Source organism: Microbacterium sp. W4I20, from assembly GCF_030816505.1.
Taxonomy (GTDB): domain Bacteria; phylum Actinomycetota; class Actinomycetes; order Actinomycetales; family Microbacteriaceae; genus Microbacterium.
In genome coordinates, this window is record NZ_JAUSYB010000001.1 from 179,599 (window position 1) to 195,202 (window position 15,604).

Here is a 15,604-nt window from a genome sequence, read left to right on the forward strand (position 1 = left end):
GTTGTGCGCGTCGCAAGGCCGGATGCGGCCCAGCAGGCCTTGCAAGACGCACAAGGCCTTGTCCGGCGGATGCCGACTCTTCCTCCGGATCGCGCACCTAGAGGAGTTATCCACGGATGCCGCGGAATGAACAGGCGGCGAGCGCCGTCCAGCGTCCGAGATGTTCAGACTGTTGCGCAATGAAGAAGATCGATGACCTGGTCGCACTCCTGTCGCGGCGCGGTGGCGTCGTGCGCGCTTCTGTCGTCAGGGACGACGGCTACCCCCCGGAGAACGGTGGATGCTGCGGTCGCTCGCGGCATCCTCACCCGACCCCGTCGGGGATGGCTCGCGCTGCACGACGCCGACCGCGTCCTGGTCGCGGCCGCACGACTCGGGGTGGTCGTGACGTGTCGGACCGAAGCCAGCCTGCGGGGGTTGTGGCTGCACGACCACCGCGGTCCGCCGCATTTCGCGTTGTCGCCCAACGCCGTGGGGAGGCGGGCGGTCGCGGCGACGTTCCACTGGGGTACGCCTCCTGTGCCGCGGCATCCGGACATGCTAGCCGATCCGATCGAGAACGTTCTGGCGTTCATCGCCGAGTGCGAACCGTTCGAGCAGGCGCTCGCCACGTGGGAGTCGGCCTTGAACAAGTCCCTGGTCACGATCGAAGGTCTGCGCGGCCTCTCGTGGCGACCGGCCGCACGTCGTGTGCTCGACGTGGCCAGCCCTTTCGCGGATGCAGGGCTCGAGACCTATCTGCGCGAAAGGCTGCGGTGGCTGCGGGTGTCGATCCGGATGCAGATTTGGATCGCCGGGCATCGTGTCGACACTCTGATCGGGGACCGGCTCGTGGTGCAGATCGACGGCGCACACCACGTCGGAGCGCAGCGTGCGGAGGACATCAGGCACGACGCCGAGCTGATGATGATGGGGTATCACGTCATCCGCGTGTCGTACACGCAGGTCATGTTCGACTGGCCCGCGGTGCAGGACGTGATCATGCGGGCCGTGGCTCAGGGGCTGCATCGGACTCGCTGAGCCGTACGTCTCGCAAGGCCATGTGCACCTCGCAAGGCCGTATATCCCGCATAAGGCCTTGCGACACGCGCAACACCTTGCGGGGCGTACGCGAAGACGGGATAGGGCGACGCACGCACCACCTTGCGGGACGCACGACGTCACGGATGCCGGCGCCTCCGGAGCGCGTACAATGGAGGGACGAGCATAGATCCGGCATCACCGGGGAGCTCTCGGAAGAACAGCCCTCCCTCGTGAGAGAGCGGGCTCAGTAGAACCGAGCGGGGCAGGCCCGTCACAGCCGTAGTGAGAGTGGCCCGCCGTGAGGCGCGCACGCGAGGTGGTACCGCGGTCCGCGAGGGTCGTCCTCGCAGGAGCATCCGCCACGACGATCACTGCGAGACGATATGACCTACCCGCGTTCCTCCTTCGGACCCGCCGCCGACGCTTCGACAGGCTCAGCGACCGCCGCCGCCGTCGCGCCCAGCCCCCGCTTCCCGCAGATCGAGGAGGAGGTGCTCGACTTCTGGAAGACGGATGATACGTTCCGCGCCTCGATCGAGCAGCGCGAGGGCTCGCCCGAGTGGGTGTTCTACGACGGTCCGCCGTTCGCCAACGGCCTTCCCCACTACGGTCACCTGCTCACCGGGTATGCCAAGGACGTGTTCCCGCGCTTCCAGACCATGATCGGCCACAAGGTCGACCGCGTCTTCGGTTGGGACACCCACGGGCTCCCCGCCGAGCTCGAGGCGATGAAGCAGCTCGGCATCACCGAGAAGAGCGAGATCGAGGCCATGGGCATCGACGTCTTCAACGACAAGGCGAAGAACTCGGTGCTCGCTTACACGCACGAGTGGCAGGACTACGTCACGCGTCAGGCTCGCTGGGTCGACTTCGACCGCGGCTACAAGACCCTCGACCTCGGGTACATGGAGAGCGTGCTCTGGGCCTTCAAGACCCTGTACGACAAGAACCTGGCCTACGAGGGCTACCGCGTGCTGCCGTACTGCTGGCGTGACGAGACGCCGCTGAGCGCGCACGAACTCCGCATGGACGACGACGTGTACCAGATGCGTCAGGACCCCTCCGTCACGGTCACGTTCCCCCTGACCGGCGCGAAGGCCGAGTCGCTCGGACTCACCGGCGTGCGCGCCCTCGCCTGGACGACCACGCCCTGGACCCTGCCGACGAACCTCGCGCTCGCCGTCGGACCCGACATCGAGTACGTCGTGCTCCCCGCCGGACCGAACGGTGCAGCCGACGTGCACCAGACGCCGGGAACGACGGATGCCGCTGTCGAGGCCTCCGCGCACCGCTACCTCCTCGCCCGTGAACTGCTCGGCGGCTACGCGAAGGATCTCGGCTACGAGAGTGCCGAGGACGCGCTCGCCGCGGTCGACGCGACGCTTCGCGGCGCCGAGCTGCAGGACGTCACGTACGACCGGCTCTTCGACTACTACGCCGACGAAGAGACCTACGGCACGCAGAACGCCTGGCGCATCCTCGTCGACGACTACGTCACCACCACCGACGGCACCGGCATCGTCCATCAGGCTCCGGCCTTCGGTGAGGACGACCTCCGCGTCGCCGGAGCCGCCGGCATCCCCACGATCCTCTCGCTCGACGACGGCGGACGTTTCCTCCCGAACGTCAGCGACGTCGCCGGAGAGCTGTGGATGGAGGCGAACACTCCGCTGGTCCGCATCATCCGCGACAACGGGCGTCTCGTGCGCCTGCAGAGCTATGAGCACTCGTACCCGCACTGCTGGCGCTGCCGGAACCCCCTGATCTACAAGGCGGTGTCGAGCTGGTTCATCCGCGTCACCGACATCAAGGACGATATGCTCGCGAACAACGAGCAGATCACCTGGGTGCCGGAGAACGTCAAGCACGGGCAGTTCGGCAAGTGGCTCGAGGGCGCGCGCGACTGGTCGATCAGCCGCAACCGCTACTGGGGCTCGCCGATCCCGATCTGGAAGAGCGACGACCCCGAGTACCCGCGTGTCGACGCCTACGGATCGCTGGCGGACATGGAGCGCGACTTCGGCACGCTGCCGCGCAACCCCGAGGGCGAGATCGACCTGCACCGGCCGTACATCGACGACCTCACGCGGCCGAACCCCGACGACCCCACGGGGAAGTCCACCATGCGGCGCATCGAGGACGTCTTCGACGTGTGGTTCGACTCGGGATCGATGCCCTACGCGCAGGTGCACTACCCGTTCGAGAACCAGGAATGGTTCGACTCGCACGCGCCGGCGGACTTCATCGTCGAGTACATCGGGCAGACCCGCGGCTGGTTCTACGTCATGCACGTGCTCTCGACCGCGCTGTTCGACCGTCCGGCGTTCACCGGTGTGAGCTGCCATGGCATCGTGCTCGGCAGCGACGGCTACAAGATGTCCGAAGTCGCTGCGCAACTATCCCGACGTCAGCGAGGTGCTCGATCGCGACGGCTCCGACGCGATGCGCTGGTTCCTGATGTCGAGCTCCGTGCTGCGCGGTGGCAACCTCGCCGTTACCGAGGAGGGCATCCGGGCCGGCGTCCGCGAGTTCCTGCTGCCGCTGTGGAACTCGTGGTACTTCTTCGCGACCTACGCGAACGCTTCGGGCGCCGACGGATACGAGGCGTCCTGGCGCACGGATTCGACCGACGTGCTCGACAGGTACATCCTGGCTCGGCTCGGCGACCTCGTCCGCGAGGTCAGAGCCGATCTGGAAGGGCTCGACTCCACCACGGCATCCGCTCGCCTGCGCGACTTCGCCGAGGTGCTGACGAACTGGTACATCCGGCGATCGCGCGACCGTTTCTGGGTGGGAGTGACCGCTGACCCGAAGAGTCGCGAGGCGTTCGACACGCTCTACACCGTGCTGGAGACGCTGACCCGCGTCGCCGCTCCGCTGGTGCCGCTGGTCAGCGAACGCGTCTGGCAGGGCCTCACCGGCGGACGCAGCGTGCACCTGCAGGACTGGCCGGATGCTGAAGCGTTCCCCGCCGCAGATGACATCCGCGATGCGATGGATGCCGTCCGTGAGCTCTCGAGCGTGGGCAACGCCCTGCGCAAGAAGGAGAAGCTCCGGGTGCGCCTGCCGCTCGCACGTCTGACGGTCGTCTCGCCGCTGGCCGGCGGTCTCGCGCAGTTCGAGGACATCCTGCGGGAAGAGCTCAACGTCAAGGCCGTCGAGCTCGTCGGCCAGCAGGACACCACGGCCGCCGAGTACGGCATCACGCACCGCTTGAGCGTCAACGCCCGTGCCGCCGGTCCGCGCCTCGGAAAGAACGTGCAGACGGTGATCAAGGCCGCGAAGGCCGGCGACTGGTTGGAGGTCGACGGCGTCGTCACCGCGGGCGGACTCGCCCTGGAGCCCGCCGAGTACGACCTCGCGCTCGAGACGACGGGCCGGCCGGAGGGCGAGGCTCTGGCCATCGTCCCCTCGGGTGGGTTCGTGCTGCTCGACACGCAGACGACGCCGGAGCTCGAGGCCGAGGGTCTCGCCCGCGACGCGATCCGCGTCGTACAGGAGGCACGTAAGAACGCCGGCCTCGACGTGAGCGACCGCATCGTGCTCGCCCTCAACGCCGCGCCCGCAGAGGCGGCTGCCCTCGAGGTGCACGCCGACCTGATCGCGGCCGAGACACTGGCGGTCGCCTTCGCCGTGCAGGCGACGGACGACATCGAGACGCTGGTCGATGAGGTCGGCAGTCCCGGTGACGGCGTGTTCCGCTCCGGCGCCCGCGCGCTGGGCTCCGGCAAGGCGCCGATCATCGTCACGATCGATGCGACCGCGGTCGTCAGCGAAGGGGCAGCCTCATGAGTGATCGCGAACGGGCGGATGCCGTCTACGAGACGCTCCTCGGCCGGGCGGGGGAGCGCTGGGTGCAGCCGCGCAAGGAGCGCACCGCGCGCATCCTCGCCTTCCTCGACGACCCGCAGCGCACCTACCGCGTCGTGCACATCACCGGCACGAACGGCAAGACCTCCACGGCCCGGATCATCGAGAGCCTGCTCCGCGCGCACGATCTGCGCACCGGACTGTTCACCAGCCCGCACCTGGAGCGGTTCACCGAGCGCATCATGATCGACGGCGAGCCGATCGCGGATGCCGCCGTCGCCGACGCCTGGGATGAGATCGAACCGTTCGTCGACATCGTGGATGCAGAGCTCGAGGCAGCAGGCGACGCCCCGCTGACCTTCTTCGAGCTGCTCACCGTGCTCGCCTTCGTGGCGGCATCCGACGCTCCCATCGATGTGCTGGTGCTCGAAGTGGGCATGGGCGGGGAGTGGGACTCGACCAACACCGCCGATGGCGACGTCGCGGTGTTCGCGCCCATCGACATCGACCACGCGGATCGCCTCGGCAGCACGATCGCCGAGATCGCCGAGGTCAAGGCGGGCATCATCAAGGAGGGTGCTGCCGTCGTCTCGGCCCAGCAGCCGCCGGAGGCCGCGGAAGTGCTGCGACGCGTCGCAGCGGAGAAGAACGCGACGATCGCCTTCGAGGGCGAGGAGTTCGGACTGGCCGAGCAGAAGCTCGCGGTGGGCGGCCAGCTGCTCACCATCCGCGGACTCGCGGGAGAGTACGTCGAGGAGTACCTGCCGCTCTACGGCGCACACCAGGGGCACAATGCCGCTCTCGCCGTCGCCGCGGTCGAGTCGCTGATCGGAGGCGCGTCGCAGCGCATCGCGGGCGACATCATCTCCGACGGGCTCCAGGCCGCGACCTCGCCGGGTCGGCTTCAGCTGCTCGGGGTCGCGCCGACCGTCGTGGTCGACGCCGCACACAACCCGCACGGCGCCAAGGCCCTCGTGCAGGCGCTGGACGACAGCTTCGACTTCGACGAGTGGGGTCTGGTGCTGGGCGTGCTGTCCGACAAGGATGCCGCGGGCATCGTCGCGCAGCTCGCTCCCGCGGTCGCGCACGTCTTCGCCACGGCGCCGGACTCCGAACGGGCCAACGATGCCGACGTCATCGCCGACCTGGTCGAGCAGACCGAGACCCGCGCCACCGTGCATCCCTCGCTGGCCGATGCCGCCGACGCCGCGCGCGAATGGGCGGCGTCGTCGGATCGTCGTGCGGTGGTGATCGCCGGTTCCGTGGTTCTCGCCGGCGAGGCGATCGCTCTGGCCGAGGAAGAGGATTGGAAGTCCGGGTGGCGCGCATGAGTTCCGATGCCGCTCCCGCGCCCGCGCCGCGCACGCCGCGCCCGCCGCGCACCCTGGTGCAGAAGCTCGCGCCCGTGGTGCTCGGCTTCGAGGCGATCGTCGTCTTCCTCGCGGGGCTGACGATCTTCGGCCTGAAGGCCCTCCCCGCCGGGATCGAGCCCTGGTGGGCGATCGTCGCCGGCGGTGTGGTCGGTCTCTTCTGCATCGTCGTGGCGGGATCGATCACGAGGCCCTGGGCCATCCCCGCCGGATGGGTGATCCAGGTGCTCATCGCCCTGTCCGCCCTCCTCGTGCCCGCCATCCTGCTCGCCGTCCTGGTTTTCGGTGGGATGTGGGCGTATGCGACGATCGTGGGGGCTCGACTGGATGCACGACTTCCCGCGAAGCCCTCGACCGAGACTCAGACAGAGAGTGAATGACATGGCCACCGAAGAGACACTCGTCCTCGTCAAGCCCGACGGCGTCGCCCGCGGACTCACCGGCGCGATTCTCGCGCGTATCGAAGCGAAGGGTTACGCGCTCGTCGACATCCGCCTCGTGGACCCCGACCGCGACGTGCTCGCCGCCCACTACGCCGAGCACGAGGGAAAGCCGTTCTACGAGCCGCTGCTCGAGTTCATGCTCTCCGGCCCGTCGGTCGCCATCCGACTCGCGGGCAACCGGGTGATCGAGGGCTTCCGCTCGCTCGCCGGCACCACCGACCCGACGACCGCGGCACCCGGCACGATCCGCGGCGACTTCGGCCGCGACTGGGGCCTCAAGGTGCAGCAGAACCTCGTGCACGGCTCGGACAGCCCCGAGTCGGCTGCGCGCGAACTCGGCATCTGGTTCGACTGAGACCACTCGCGCGAAAGCCCGCTCCCTCCGTGGGGGCGGGCTTTCGTCGTCCGGGGGAGAGTCAGAACAGGATGCGGACCATCTCGCCGAGGAAGTCGATACCGCGCAGCTGGATCAGCAGGATGATGAACGCATACGCGAGGATCGTCGCGAGCGGCACCCAGACCATCGCCTTCTCCGCGGTCGCCCTGGCCTTCTCGTTCCGGGTGAAGGTGCCGTTGCGCGTGAGATGCACCATCGTGGCGAAGAAGGTCGGGATCACCACTGCCCAGGTGACCATGCACCACGGGCAGAGCACGCCGAGGTTGGGTGCGTAGAGACTCTGGCCGATGAGCCAGCAGACGAAGACGAAGGACCCCGTGATCCCGGCGCCGAAGACCGCCCAGAACCACCGGGGGAACTGCGCTCCCGCGAGCACGGCCACGCCGACGACGAGGGGCGCCATCCAGCCGGTGAGTCCGAGGAGCGGGTTGGGGAAGCCGAACAGCTCACCCTGCCACGACCCCAGGTTGGTGGTGCACTGGACGAACGGGCTCAGATCACAGGCGAGCGCTTCCTTCGGATTCTCCAGAAGGATGAACTTCTCGACCGTGAGTTGGAAGGCGGCGAACCAGCCGACGACGCTCGCGATGATCAGCCAGACGGCGTAGACGACGGGGCGGGTGCGCTGCTCGCTCATGGGGTGATTATCTCAGTGGGAGCTATGGAAGTCGGGAGAACGGGCCGGTGAAAACGCGGGCTCGACGGCGTGATGCCGTAATCGGGGCGACTTGGTGCGATAATGGCCTGTGATGCGATGACCGGCGCCGCCGTGACACGCATCGACGCAGACTTCGGGGCCCCATGCCCCACGCGATCAGAGCCATGAGCCGGTCGCACGCCGATTGAGTTCGCGGCACCCGCGGGTGCCGCATGAGATTTCGCGAAGGCACCTGGTGCCTCGCGCAGGGAGCAAGCCAGAGATGGCCGATGAGAACAATGACAACAACATCCCGACCCTCGACCTCCCGGCTGACGCCGCGGAGCAGCTGACGGAGCCTGACGCTCCTGACGCCGACGTCGTGTCGGAGGCATCCGCCGAGTCTGAGGACGCGGCCGCCGAGGCTGCGGGGGAAGAGACCGCAGGCGGTTCCGATTCGGACGCCACGGACCTCGCCGAAGCGGAGCTGGCAGCGGATGCCGCGAACAACGCCGCCTCCGCCCAGGAATCCGATGACGCGCAGAGCGCCGAGCAGACCGACGGCGGTGCAGAGGCGATCGCCGAGGCGCTGATCGCCTCAGATCTCGAGATCGAGTCCGACGTGATCTCGACGGATGCTGACGCGCCGGCCGACCAGGAGTCTGCTGCCGACGCCGAGCCCGCTGCCGACACCGAGCCTGCTGCCGAGGCTGAGCCCGCTGCCGACGCTGAGTCTGCTGCCGAGACGGAGCCCGAGCCGGCCGGCCCCGTGACTGCGGTCTCTCTGGGACTGCTTCCCGAGGTGTTCGTCTCCCAGGTCTCGACGCAGCTGCACTTCTACGCGCCCGAGGTCGTCCCGCTGCCGGCACGCGCCGAGCGCCCGGAGCGAAACGACCGCAGCGAGCGCATCTTCGACCGGATCGCCGATCGCGATCAGGATGACCAGGCAGGCCGCCGCGGCCGCCGCCGTCGGGGTGGATCCGAGGGTGACGAGCAGCGCGACGAGCCGCGTCAGCGCCAGCGCGTCGTCGAGTACATCACCGAGCCGAAGGCCATCAAGGGCTCGACCCGGCTCGAGGCGAAGAAGCAGCGCCGCCGCGACGGCCGCGACGCCGGACGACGTCGTCCGGTCGTGACCGAGGCGGAGTTCCTGGCGCGTCGCGAGTCGGTCGACCGCAAGATGGTCGTCCGTTCCAAGAACGGCCGCACGCAGATCGGCGTCCTCGAGGATGGTGTGCTCGTCGAGCACTACGTCGCCCGCAACCAGGACGCCTCGTTGATCGGCAACGTGTACCTCGGCCGCGTGCAGAACGTGCTGCCCAGCATGGAGGCCGCGTTCGTCGACATCGGTCGAGGCCGCAACGCCGTGCTCTACTCCGGTGAGGTCGACTGGGACGGCGTCGAGACGGGCAACCAGCCGCGCCGGATCGAGCTCGCGCTCAAGCCCGGCGACCGCGTGCTCGTGCAGGTCACGAAGGATCCGATCGGCCACAAGGGCGCACGCCTCACCAGCCAGATCTCGCTTCCCGGCCGCTACCTCGTGTACGTGCCCGGCGGTTCGATGAACGGCATCAGCCGCAAGCTGCCGGACAACGAGCGTGCGCGCCTGAAGCGGATCCTCAAGGAGGTGCTGCCGGAATCGTCCGGCGTCATCGTCCGCACCGCCGCCGAGGGCGCCACGGAAGACCAGCTCACGCGGGACGTGCAGCGGCTCACCGCCCAGTGGGAGCACATCCGCAAGCAGGTCGACAACCAGCAGGCTCCCGCTCTGCTGCACGCCGAGCCCGATCTTCTCGTCAAGATCGTCCGGGATGTCTTCAACGAGGACTTCACCAAGATGCTCATCCAGGGCGAAGAGTCGCAGCAGACGATCCGCGCGTATCTCGAGAGCGTCGCCCCCGACCTCCTCGAGCGGACCGAGCCGTACGAGGACGAGACCGACCCCTTCGACGCGTTCCGCATCACCGAGCAGATCGAGAAGGCGCTGGACCGCAAGGTGTGGCTGCCCTCCGGCGGTTCGCTCGTGATCGACCGCACCGAGGCGATGACGGTCGTCGATGTCAACACCGGCAAGTTCGTCGGCTCGGGGGGAAACCTCGAGGAGACGGTCACCAAGAACAACCTCGAGGCGGCGGAGGAGATCGTCCGTCAGCTGCGCCTGCGCGACATCGGCGGCATCATCGTCGTCGACTTCATCGACATGGTGCTCGAGTCGAACCGCGACCTCGTTCTGCGCCGGCTGATCGAATGCCTGAGCCGCGACCGCACGAAGCACCAGGTCGCCGAGGTCACCTCACTCGGCCTCGTGCAGATGACGCGTAAGAAGCTGGGCCTCGGCCTGCTGGAGACCTTCAGCGAGAACTGCGAGGTGTGCGCCGGCCGCGGTGTCATCGTGCACCACGATCCGGTCGTCAAGCACCGCTCCAACGGCAGCAGCAGCGGCGACCGCAATGGCGACCGCAACGGCAACGGCAACGGCCAGAGCAACCGCCGCCAGCGCGGCGGTGGCAACGGCCCGAGTCAGAGCGCCCCGCCGGCGCCCAACGTGACCCACAGCATCCCCGAGGGAGCGAAGTCAGCGCTCGCGCAGATCGCCGCCTCCACGCTCGCACCGAGCCTCGAGCCCGTCGAGATCGCGGCGGATGCCGGTTCGGCCGAGGCCGTCCAGTCCCCGGCACCCGAGCGGGCAGAAGCACCTGAGCGCGCGAAGAAGCCGCGGAAGAAGCGCAGCTCCGACCGCAAGGGACCGAGGTCGCCTGCCGAAGCGCTGCTCGATTCCGTGCTCGACGCTCTGCCGGAACCCAAGGCTCCCGGTCAGGGACGCGGTCGCCGCCGGGTCTCCACTGCGGCGCTCACGGGCACCCCGATCTCGGTCACCAACGACTCGTCAACGGCGCCGGTCGCGTCCGCGGACACGGAGTCCTGAGGCGATCAGTCGTCGTACCAGTTCCTTGCCGCCGACGTGCTCAGCGCCGGCGGCGAGGAGCCGGGGGATGAGGTCGGCCGGCACGTCGTAGTGGTCGAGATCGAACGCGCGAGCGGGAACATCGTGGGCCTTCGCGAAGGCGTGCAGCTCGTCGAGATCGGTATCGCTGACCAGGTGCGCCCACAGTCTCCCGTGGGCAGGCCAGATCGGGTCGTCGACGAGAACGGTCATCCTGTCAGCCTACGACCGGACACACCGGCGGAGCCGCTTTGCGACCTCGTCCGACATCCGGTAAAGTAGTCCCTTGGTGCGTATGCCGCCCCGTCCTCGTCGGTCGGAGCGGAGAGCCTTGCAATTGCACCCGTCGTCCGCGACGTATGCAAGCAACAGTCTTCCCGTGAGATTCCTGAGCCGACGTGCTCCCCAACGAAACAGGTATGAAGTGGTTTACGCAGTAGTGCGCGCCGGTGGCCGGCAGGAGAAGGTCGAGGTCGGCACCATCGTTCAGCTCGACCGTGTCAAGGCTGCCCAGGGCGAGAAGATCGAGCTGGCCGCCGTGCTGCTCGTCGACGGCGCCACGGTGACCACCGACGCTGACTCGCTCGCGAAGGTCAAGGTCACGGCTGAGGTCATCGGCAACCTCCGCGGCCCGAAGATCATCATCCAGAAGTACAAGAACAAGACCGGCTACAAGAAGCGCCAGGGGCACCGTCAGGAGCTCACGCGCGTCAAGATCACCGGCATCAAGTAAAGACCGAGGAGACCAGGACATGGCACATAAAAAGGGCGCAAGCTCCACCCGTAACGGTCGTGACTCCAACGCTCAGCGACTTGGCGTCAAGCGCTTCGGCGGTCAGCAGGTCCTCGCCGGCGAGATCATCGTCCGCCAGCGCGGCACGCACTTCCACCCCGGTGTGAACGTCGGCCGTGGTGGCGACGACACGCTGTTCGCTCTGGCCGCCGGTGCGGTCCAGTTCGGCGCGAAGGGCGGCCGCAAGGTCGTCAACATCGTCGCCGCTGCTGAGTGATCACAGCACGACATTAGTCATCCAGACGGGGCGGGCTTCGGCCCGCCCCGTCTGTGCATCTGCCCGCGGATCGATCATCGATCCCCGGGCGAATAAACCAATCAGGAGGAGATCGCGACATGGTCACGTTCGTCGACACCGTGACACTGCACCTGCGTGCGGGCAAGGGCGGCAACGGCTGTGTCTCGGTCCACCGCGAGAAGTTCAAGCCGCTCGGCGGCCCTGACGGCGGCAACGGCGGTGACGGCGGCGACGTCGTGCTCGTCGCCGACCCGCAGACGGGCACGCTGCTCTCGTACCACCACTCGCCGCACCGGAACTCGGGCAACGGCGGTCCCGGCATGGGCGACCACCGCTCGGGCTTCCTCGGCGAGAACCTCGAGCTGCTGGTCCCGGTGGGCACCGTCGTGAAGAACACCGACGGCGAAGTCCTGATCGACATGATCGAACCGGGCGACCGCTATGTCGCGGCTGCCGGTGGCCAGGGCGGGCTGGGCAACGCGGCTCTCGCGACGCCCAAGCGCAAGGCGCCCGGATTCGCGCTCCTCGGCACCCCCGGGGTCGAACGCGACCTGGTGCTCGAGCTCAAGACCGTCGCCGACATCGCCCTCGTGGGGTACCCGTCCGCCGGCAAGTCGAGCTTGATCGGCGCAATCTCCGCCGCCCGGCCCAAGATCGCCGACTACCCGTTCACGACGCTCCACCCGAACCTCGGTGTCGTGCAGTCGGAGGACTTCCGCTACACCGTCGCCGACGTGCCCGGTCTCATCGAGGGTGCCAGCGAAGGCCGCGGCCTGGGCCTGGAGTTCCTGCGGCACGTCGAGCGCTGCACGGCACTGCTGCACGTGCTCGACTGCGCCACGCTCGAGCCCGGGCGCGACCCGATCTCCGACCTCGACGTGATCCTCGGCGAACTCGCGGCCTACCAGGTGCCGGAGGGACAGACGCCACTGCTCGAGCGCCCGCAGATCATCGCGCTGAACAAGATCGATGTGCCCGAGGCGCGCGATCTCGCCGAACTCGTGCGCCCCGACCTCGAGGCCCGCGGCTTCCGCGTCTTCGAGATCTCGACGGTCTCCCACGAGGGTCTTCGTCCGCTCACGCTCGCGCTCGGCGAGCTCGTCGACAAGCACCGCCGCGAGGCGGTCGTCGCCCCGCCGCGCGAGCGCGTCGTCATCCGCACACGCGGTCCGAAGAAAGAGTTCTCGATCCGGGTGGAGGGCGGCACGTACGGCAACGTGTACCGCATCCTCGGCGAGAAGCCTGTGCGCTGGGTTCAGCAGACCGACTTCCAGAACGAGGAGGCCGTCGGCTTCCTGGCCGATCGGCTCGAGAAGCTGGGCGTCGAGGACGAGCTGTTCCGCGTCGGAGCGGTGCAGGGTTCGACCGTGGTCATCGGCGAGGGCGACAGCATCGTCTTCGACTGGGAGCCCACCATGAGCTCGGCCGCCGAACTGATGGCGGCGCCGCGAGGAACAGACCCCCGACTCGCACCGAACGACCGTCGTACGACCTCGGAGCGTCGCCAGACGTACTACGAGCGCATGGACGCGAAGGCTGCTGCTCGTGCGGAGGTGGAGGCCCAGCGCCTCGCGGCGTACCGCGAGGACGGCGAGTGACCGCTCGCACTCGCGCAGATCTCGCCACGGCATCCCGCATCGTCGTGAAGGTGGGATCGTCGTCGGTGAGCGGCGAGTCCTCCTGGCGCATCCCGGTTCTGGTCGAGGCCCTGGCTGCGGCCCACGCGCGCGGCGCCGAGGTCGTGCTTGTGTCCTCCGGGGCCATCGCGACCGGCATCCCGTTCCTGCGTCTCGAGGCCAGGCCGACCGACCTCGCCACCCAGCAGGCGGCAGCGGCCGTCGGGCAGAACATCCTCGTCTACCGGTACCAGGAGTCGCTCCGCCCCTTCGACATCGTGGCGGGGCAGGTCCTGCTCACGACCGGCGACCTGGAGAATCCGACGTCGCGGTCGAACGCGCGTCGTGCGATGGAGCGGCTGCTCGGACTGCGCATCCTCCCCATCGTCAACGAGAACGACACCGTGGCGACGCAGGAGATCCGCTTCGGTGACAACGACCGTCTGGGCGCGCTCGTGGCGCAGCTGATCGAAGCCGACGCGCTCATCCTGCTCAGCGACATCGAGTCGCTCTACACGAAGCCGCCGTCCGATCCCGCTGCGGAGCCGATCGACATCGTCGCTCCGGATGCCGATCTCACCGGGCTCGAGTTCGGCGCGACCGTGGTCAACAGCGTGGGCACCGGGGGAGCGGCGACCAAGGTGTCGGCGGCACGACTGGCCGCGGCATCCGGTATCGGCGTGCTGGTGACCAGCGCCGACCTCGTGGATCAGGCCCTCGCCGGCGCTGAAATCGGGACCTGGTTCGAACCCGCGATCTCCTAAACTGGGCGGATGACCGACCAGACCCCGCAGGTGCGCTTGGTGCGCGCCAAAGAGGCGTCTCGCGCCATTGCCGCGCTCACCAGTGACGACAAGGCGCACGCGCTCGAAGCGATCGCCGTCGCTCTCGAGCAGGATGCCGCCCGCATCATCGAGGCGAACGGTCGCGACATCGCGCGCTGCCGTGAGGACGGCATCGGTGAATCGCTGATCGACCGGCTGCGGCTCGACGAGAAGCGGGTCGCCGCACTCGCCTCCGCCGTGCGGCAGGTCGCAGCGCTCCCTGACCCTGTCGGCCGGGTCGTCGGCGGGCACCGCATGCCGAACGGCGTGTCCCTCGAGCAGGTGCGAGTACCCTTCGGCGTGGTCGGCGCGATCTACGAGGCTCGCCCCAACGTCACGGTCGACATCGCCGCATTGGCGCTGCGGTCCGGCAACGCGGTCGTCCTCCGGGGCGGCAGCGCCGCACGCGATTCCAACACCGTGCTGGTCGAGATCATGCGCCGGGCACTCGAAGGCGCGGGCGTCACGCCCGAGGCGGTCCAGACGGTCGACGACTTCGGCCGCGAGGGCGCCAAGGCGCTCATGCACGGACGCGGATTCATCGACGTGCTCGTGCCGCGGGGGAGTGCCGGCCTGATCGAGACGGTCGTCACCGAATCCACCGTGCCCGTGATCGAGACCGGCGCGGGCAACGTCCACATCCTGCTCGACGAGACCGCCCCCGACGACTGGGCCCGCGACATCGTGGTGAACGCCAAGGTGCAGCGGCCGAGCGTGTGCAACGCCGTCGAGACCGTCCTGGTGCACCGTCAGGCCGCGCCGCGGCTCATCCCGCTCGTGGCGAGCGCCCTGCAGAGCGAGGGCGTGGCGATCCACGGCGACGACATCGTGGCCGGTCTCGTGACCCAGGTGATCCCCGCGACCGAGGAGGACTGGGAGACGGAGTACCTCAGCCTCGACATCGCGATGAAGGTCGTCGATTCGCTCGATGAGGCGCTCGACCATATCCGGCGTTACAGCACCGGTCACACCGAGTCGATCATCACGACCGATTCGCGCAACGCCGAGCGCTTCCTCGCGGAGGTCGACTCCGCCGTGGTCATGGTGAACACCTCGACCCGATTCACCGACGGCGGCGAGTTCGGATTCGGCGCGGAGGTCGGCATCTCGACGCAGAAGCTGCACGCCCGGGGCCCGATGGGACTCTCGGAGCTGACCAGCACGAAGTGGCTCGCGCGCGGGTCGGGGCAGACGCGCGGCTGAGGGCTAGACTGGGGGACGCTGTACCGCGCAGGATCCCGAAACAGCACCGCCACGAAACGGAGTCAGGATGAACCTCGTCGCACAGATCGCGATGGCCGCCGCCGAAACCGAGCACCACGGCAACGTCCAGCTGGAGACGCTGATCTTCGGTGTCATCGCGATCATCGTCTTCGCGTTCCTGGCTCTCGTCACCCTGTCGTACAAGAACGTCGCCAACCGTCACTCGGCGAAGGCGGACGCCTGGGCGGCGCGGCACGGCAAGGACGGCCACGAGGCAGGACACGGCCACTGAGCCCCATGGATATC

The 15,604-nt window shown here is 68.4% G+C and carries 13 protein-coding genes and 1 pseudogene; 12 read left to right on the plus strand and 2 right to left on the minus strand.

Translation table 11 applies throughout. The features are described from left to right. Positions 1-276 precede the first annotated feature (276 nt). From QFZ21_RS00885 to ndk, 5 genes and pseudogenes are all read left to right on the plus strand, one after another. Positions 277-1,020: an endonuclease domain-containing protein gene (locus QFZ21_RS00885; RefSeq protein WP_307373441.1), complete on the plus strand. Its 744-nt coding sequence runs from the start codon at positions 277-279 to the stop codon at positions 1,018-1,020. 386 nt (positions 1,021-1,406) lie between these two features. Next, positions 1,407-4,815 (plus strand): annotated as a pseudogene (gene ileS / locus QFZ21_RS00890) (isoleucine--tRNA ligase). Further along, on the plus strand, positions 4,812-6,164 hold the full coding sequence (locus QFZ21_RS00895; RefSeq protein WP_307373444.1) for a folylpolyglutamate synthase/dihydrofolate synthase family protein: 1,353 nt from the start codon (positions 4,812-4,814) through the stop codon (positions 6,162-6,164). Before ileS ends, QFZ21_RS00895 begins: the two are co-directional and overlap by 4 nt. After that, positions 6,161-6,583 carry a DUF4233 domain-containing protein gene (locus QFZ21_RS00900; RefSeq protein ID WP_307373447.1) on the plus strand — a complete coding sequence of 141 codons (423 nt, stop codon included), beginning with the start codon at positions 6,161-6,163 and terminating at the stop codon, positions 6,581-6,583. Before QFZ21_RS00895 ends, QFZ21_RS00900 begins: the two co-directional genes overlap by 4 nt. A 1-nt stretch (position 6,584) precedes the next feature. Continuing rightward, the gene (gene ndk, locus QFZ21_RS00905) at positions 6,585-7,001 is read left to right on the plus strand and encodes a nucleoside-diphosphate kinase (protein ID WP_307373449.1); all 417 of its coding nucleotides are present in this window, start codon (positions 6,585-6,587) and stop codon (positions 6,999-7,001) included. A 61-nt stretch (positions 7,002-7,062) separates the two neighbouring features. Here the strand turns inward: ndk and QFZ21_RS00910 are convergent, their stop codons facing one another. Next, positions 7,063-7,680, minus strand: a complete 618-nt coding sequence (locus tag QFZ21_RS00910) for a vitamin K epoxide reductase family protein (protein ID WP_307373452.1) — start codon at positions 7,678-7,680, stop codon at positions 7,063-7,065. A gap of 283 nt (positions 7,681-7,963) precedes the next feature. On the opposite strand from QFZ21_RS00910, the gene QFZ21_RS00915 reads away from it, so the two are divergent. Further along, complete coding sequence (locus QFZ21_RS00915) at positions 7,964-10,606, plus strand: Rne/Rng family ribonuclease (RefSeq protein WP_307373455.1); 2,643 nt, start codon at positions 7,964-7,966, stop codon at positions 10,604-10,606. Here the strand turns inward: QFZ21_RS00915 and QFZ21_RS00920 are convergent. Beyond that, complete coding sequence (locus QFZ21_RS00920) at positions 10,568-10,837, minus strand: DUF4031 domain-containing protein (protein WP_307373457.1); 270 nt, start codon at positions 10,835-10,837, stop codon at positions 10,568-10,570. The genes QFZ21_RS00915 and QFZ21_RS00920 overlap by 39 nt on opposite strands. 211 nt (positions 10,838-11,048) lie before the next feature. Here QFZ21_RS00920 and rplU point away from each other — a divergent pair, with 211 nt between their 5' ends. The 6 genes from rplU (at position 11,049) to QFZ21_RS00950 (ending at position 15,590) form a co-directional block, all read left to right on the plus strand. After that, positions 11,049-11,357 carry a 50S ribosomal protein L21 gene (gene rplU, locus QFZ21_RS00925; protein WP_028501602.1) on the plus strand — a complete coding sequence of 103 codons (309 nt, stop codon included), beginning with the start codon at positions 11,049-11,051 and terminating at the stop codon, positions 11,355-11,357. A gap of 19 nt (positions 11,358-11,376) precedes the next feature. Continuing rightward, positions 11,377-11,634 carry a 50S ribosomal protein L27 gene (gene rpmA, locus QFZ21_RS00930; protein ID WP_028501603.1) on the plus strand — a complete coding sequence of 86 codons (258 nt, stop codon included), beginning with the start codon at positions 11,377-11,379 and terminating at the stop codon, positions 11,632-11,634. Between the two features lie 119 nt (positions 11,635-11,753). Next, positions 11,754-13,253 carry a GTPase ObgE gene (gene obgE / locus QFZ21_RS00935; protein WP_307373460.1) on the plus strand — a complete coding sequence of 500 codons (1,500 nt, stop codon included), beginning with the start codon at positions 11,754-11,756 and terminating at the stop codon, positions 13,251-13,253. After that, a complete protein-coding gene (proB, locus tag QFZ21_RS00940; protein WP_307373462.1) occupies positions 13,250-14,035 on the plus strand; it encodes a glutamate 5-kinase in 786 nt (261 codons plus the stop codon). The genes obgE and proB overlap by 4 nt, the downstream gene beginning before the upstream one ends. A gap of 9 nt (positions 14,036-14,044) precedes the next feature. Next, the gene (locus tag QFZ21_RS00945; protein ID WP_307373465.1) at positions 14,045-15,298 is read left to right on the plus strand and encodes a glutamate-5-semialdehyde dehydrogenase; all 1,254 of its coding nucleotides are present in this window, start codon (positions 14,045-14,047) and stop codon (positions 15,296-15,298) included. Positions 15,299-15,365: 67 nt separating this feature from the next. After that, positions 15,366-15,590 (plus strand): hypothetical protein, encoded by a 225-nt coding sequence (locus QFZ21_RS00950; RefSeq protein WP_307373467.1) that lies wholly within the window; start codon positions 15,366-15,368, stop codon positions 15,588-15,590. The last annotated feature ends 14 nt before the right edge of the window (positions 15,591-15,604 follow it).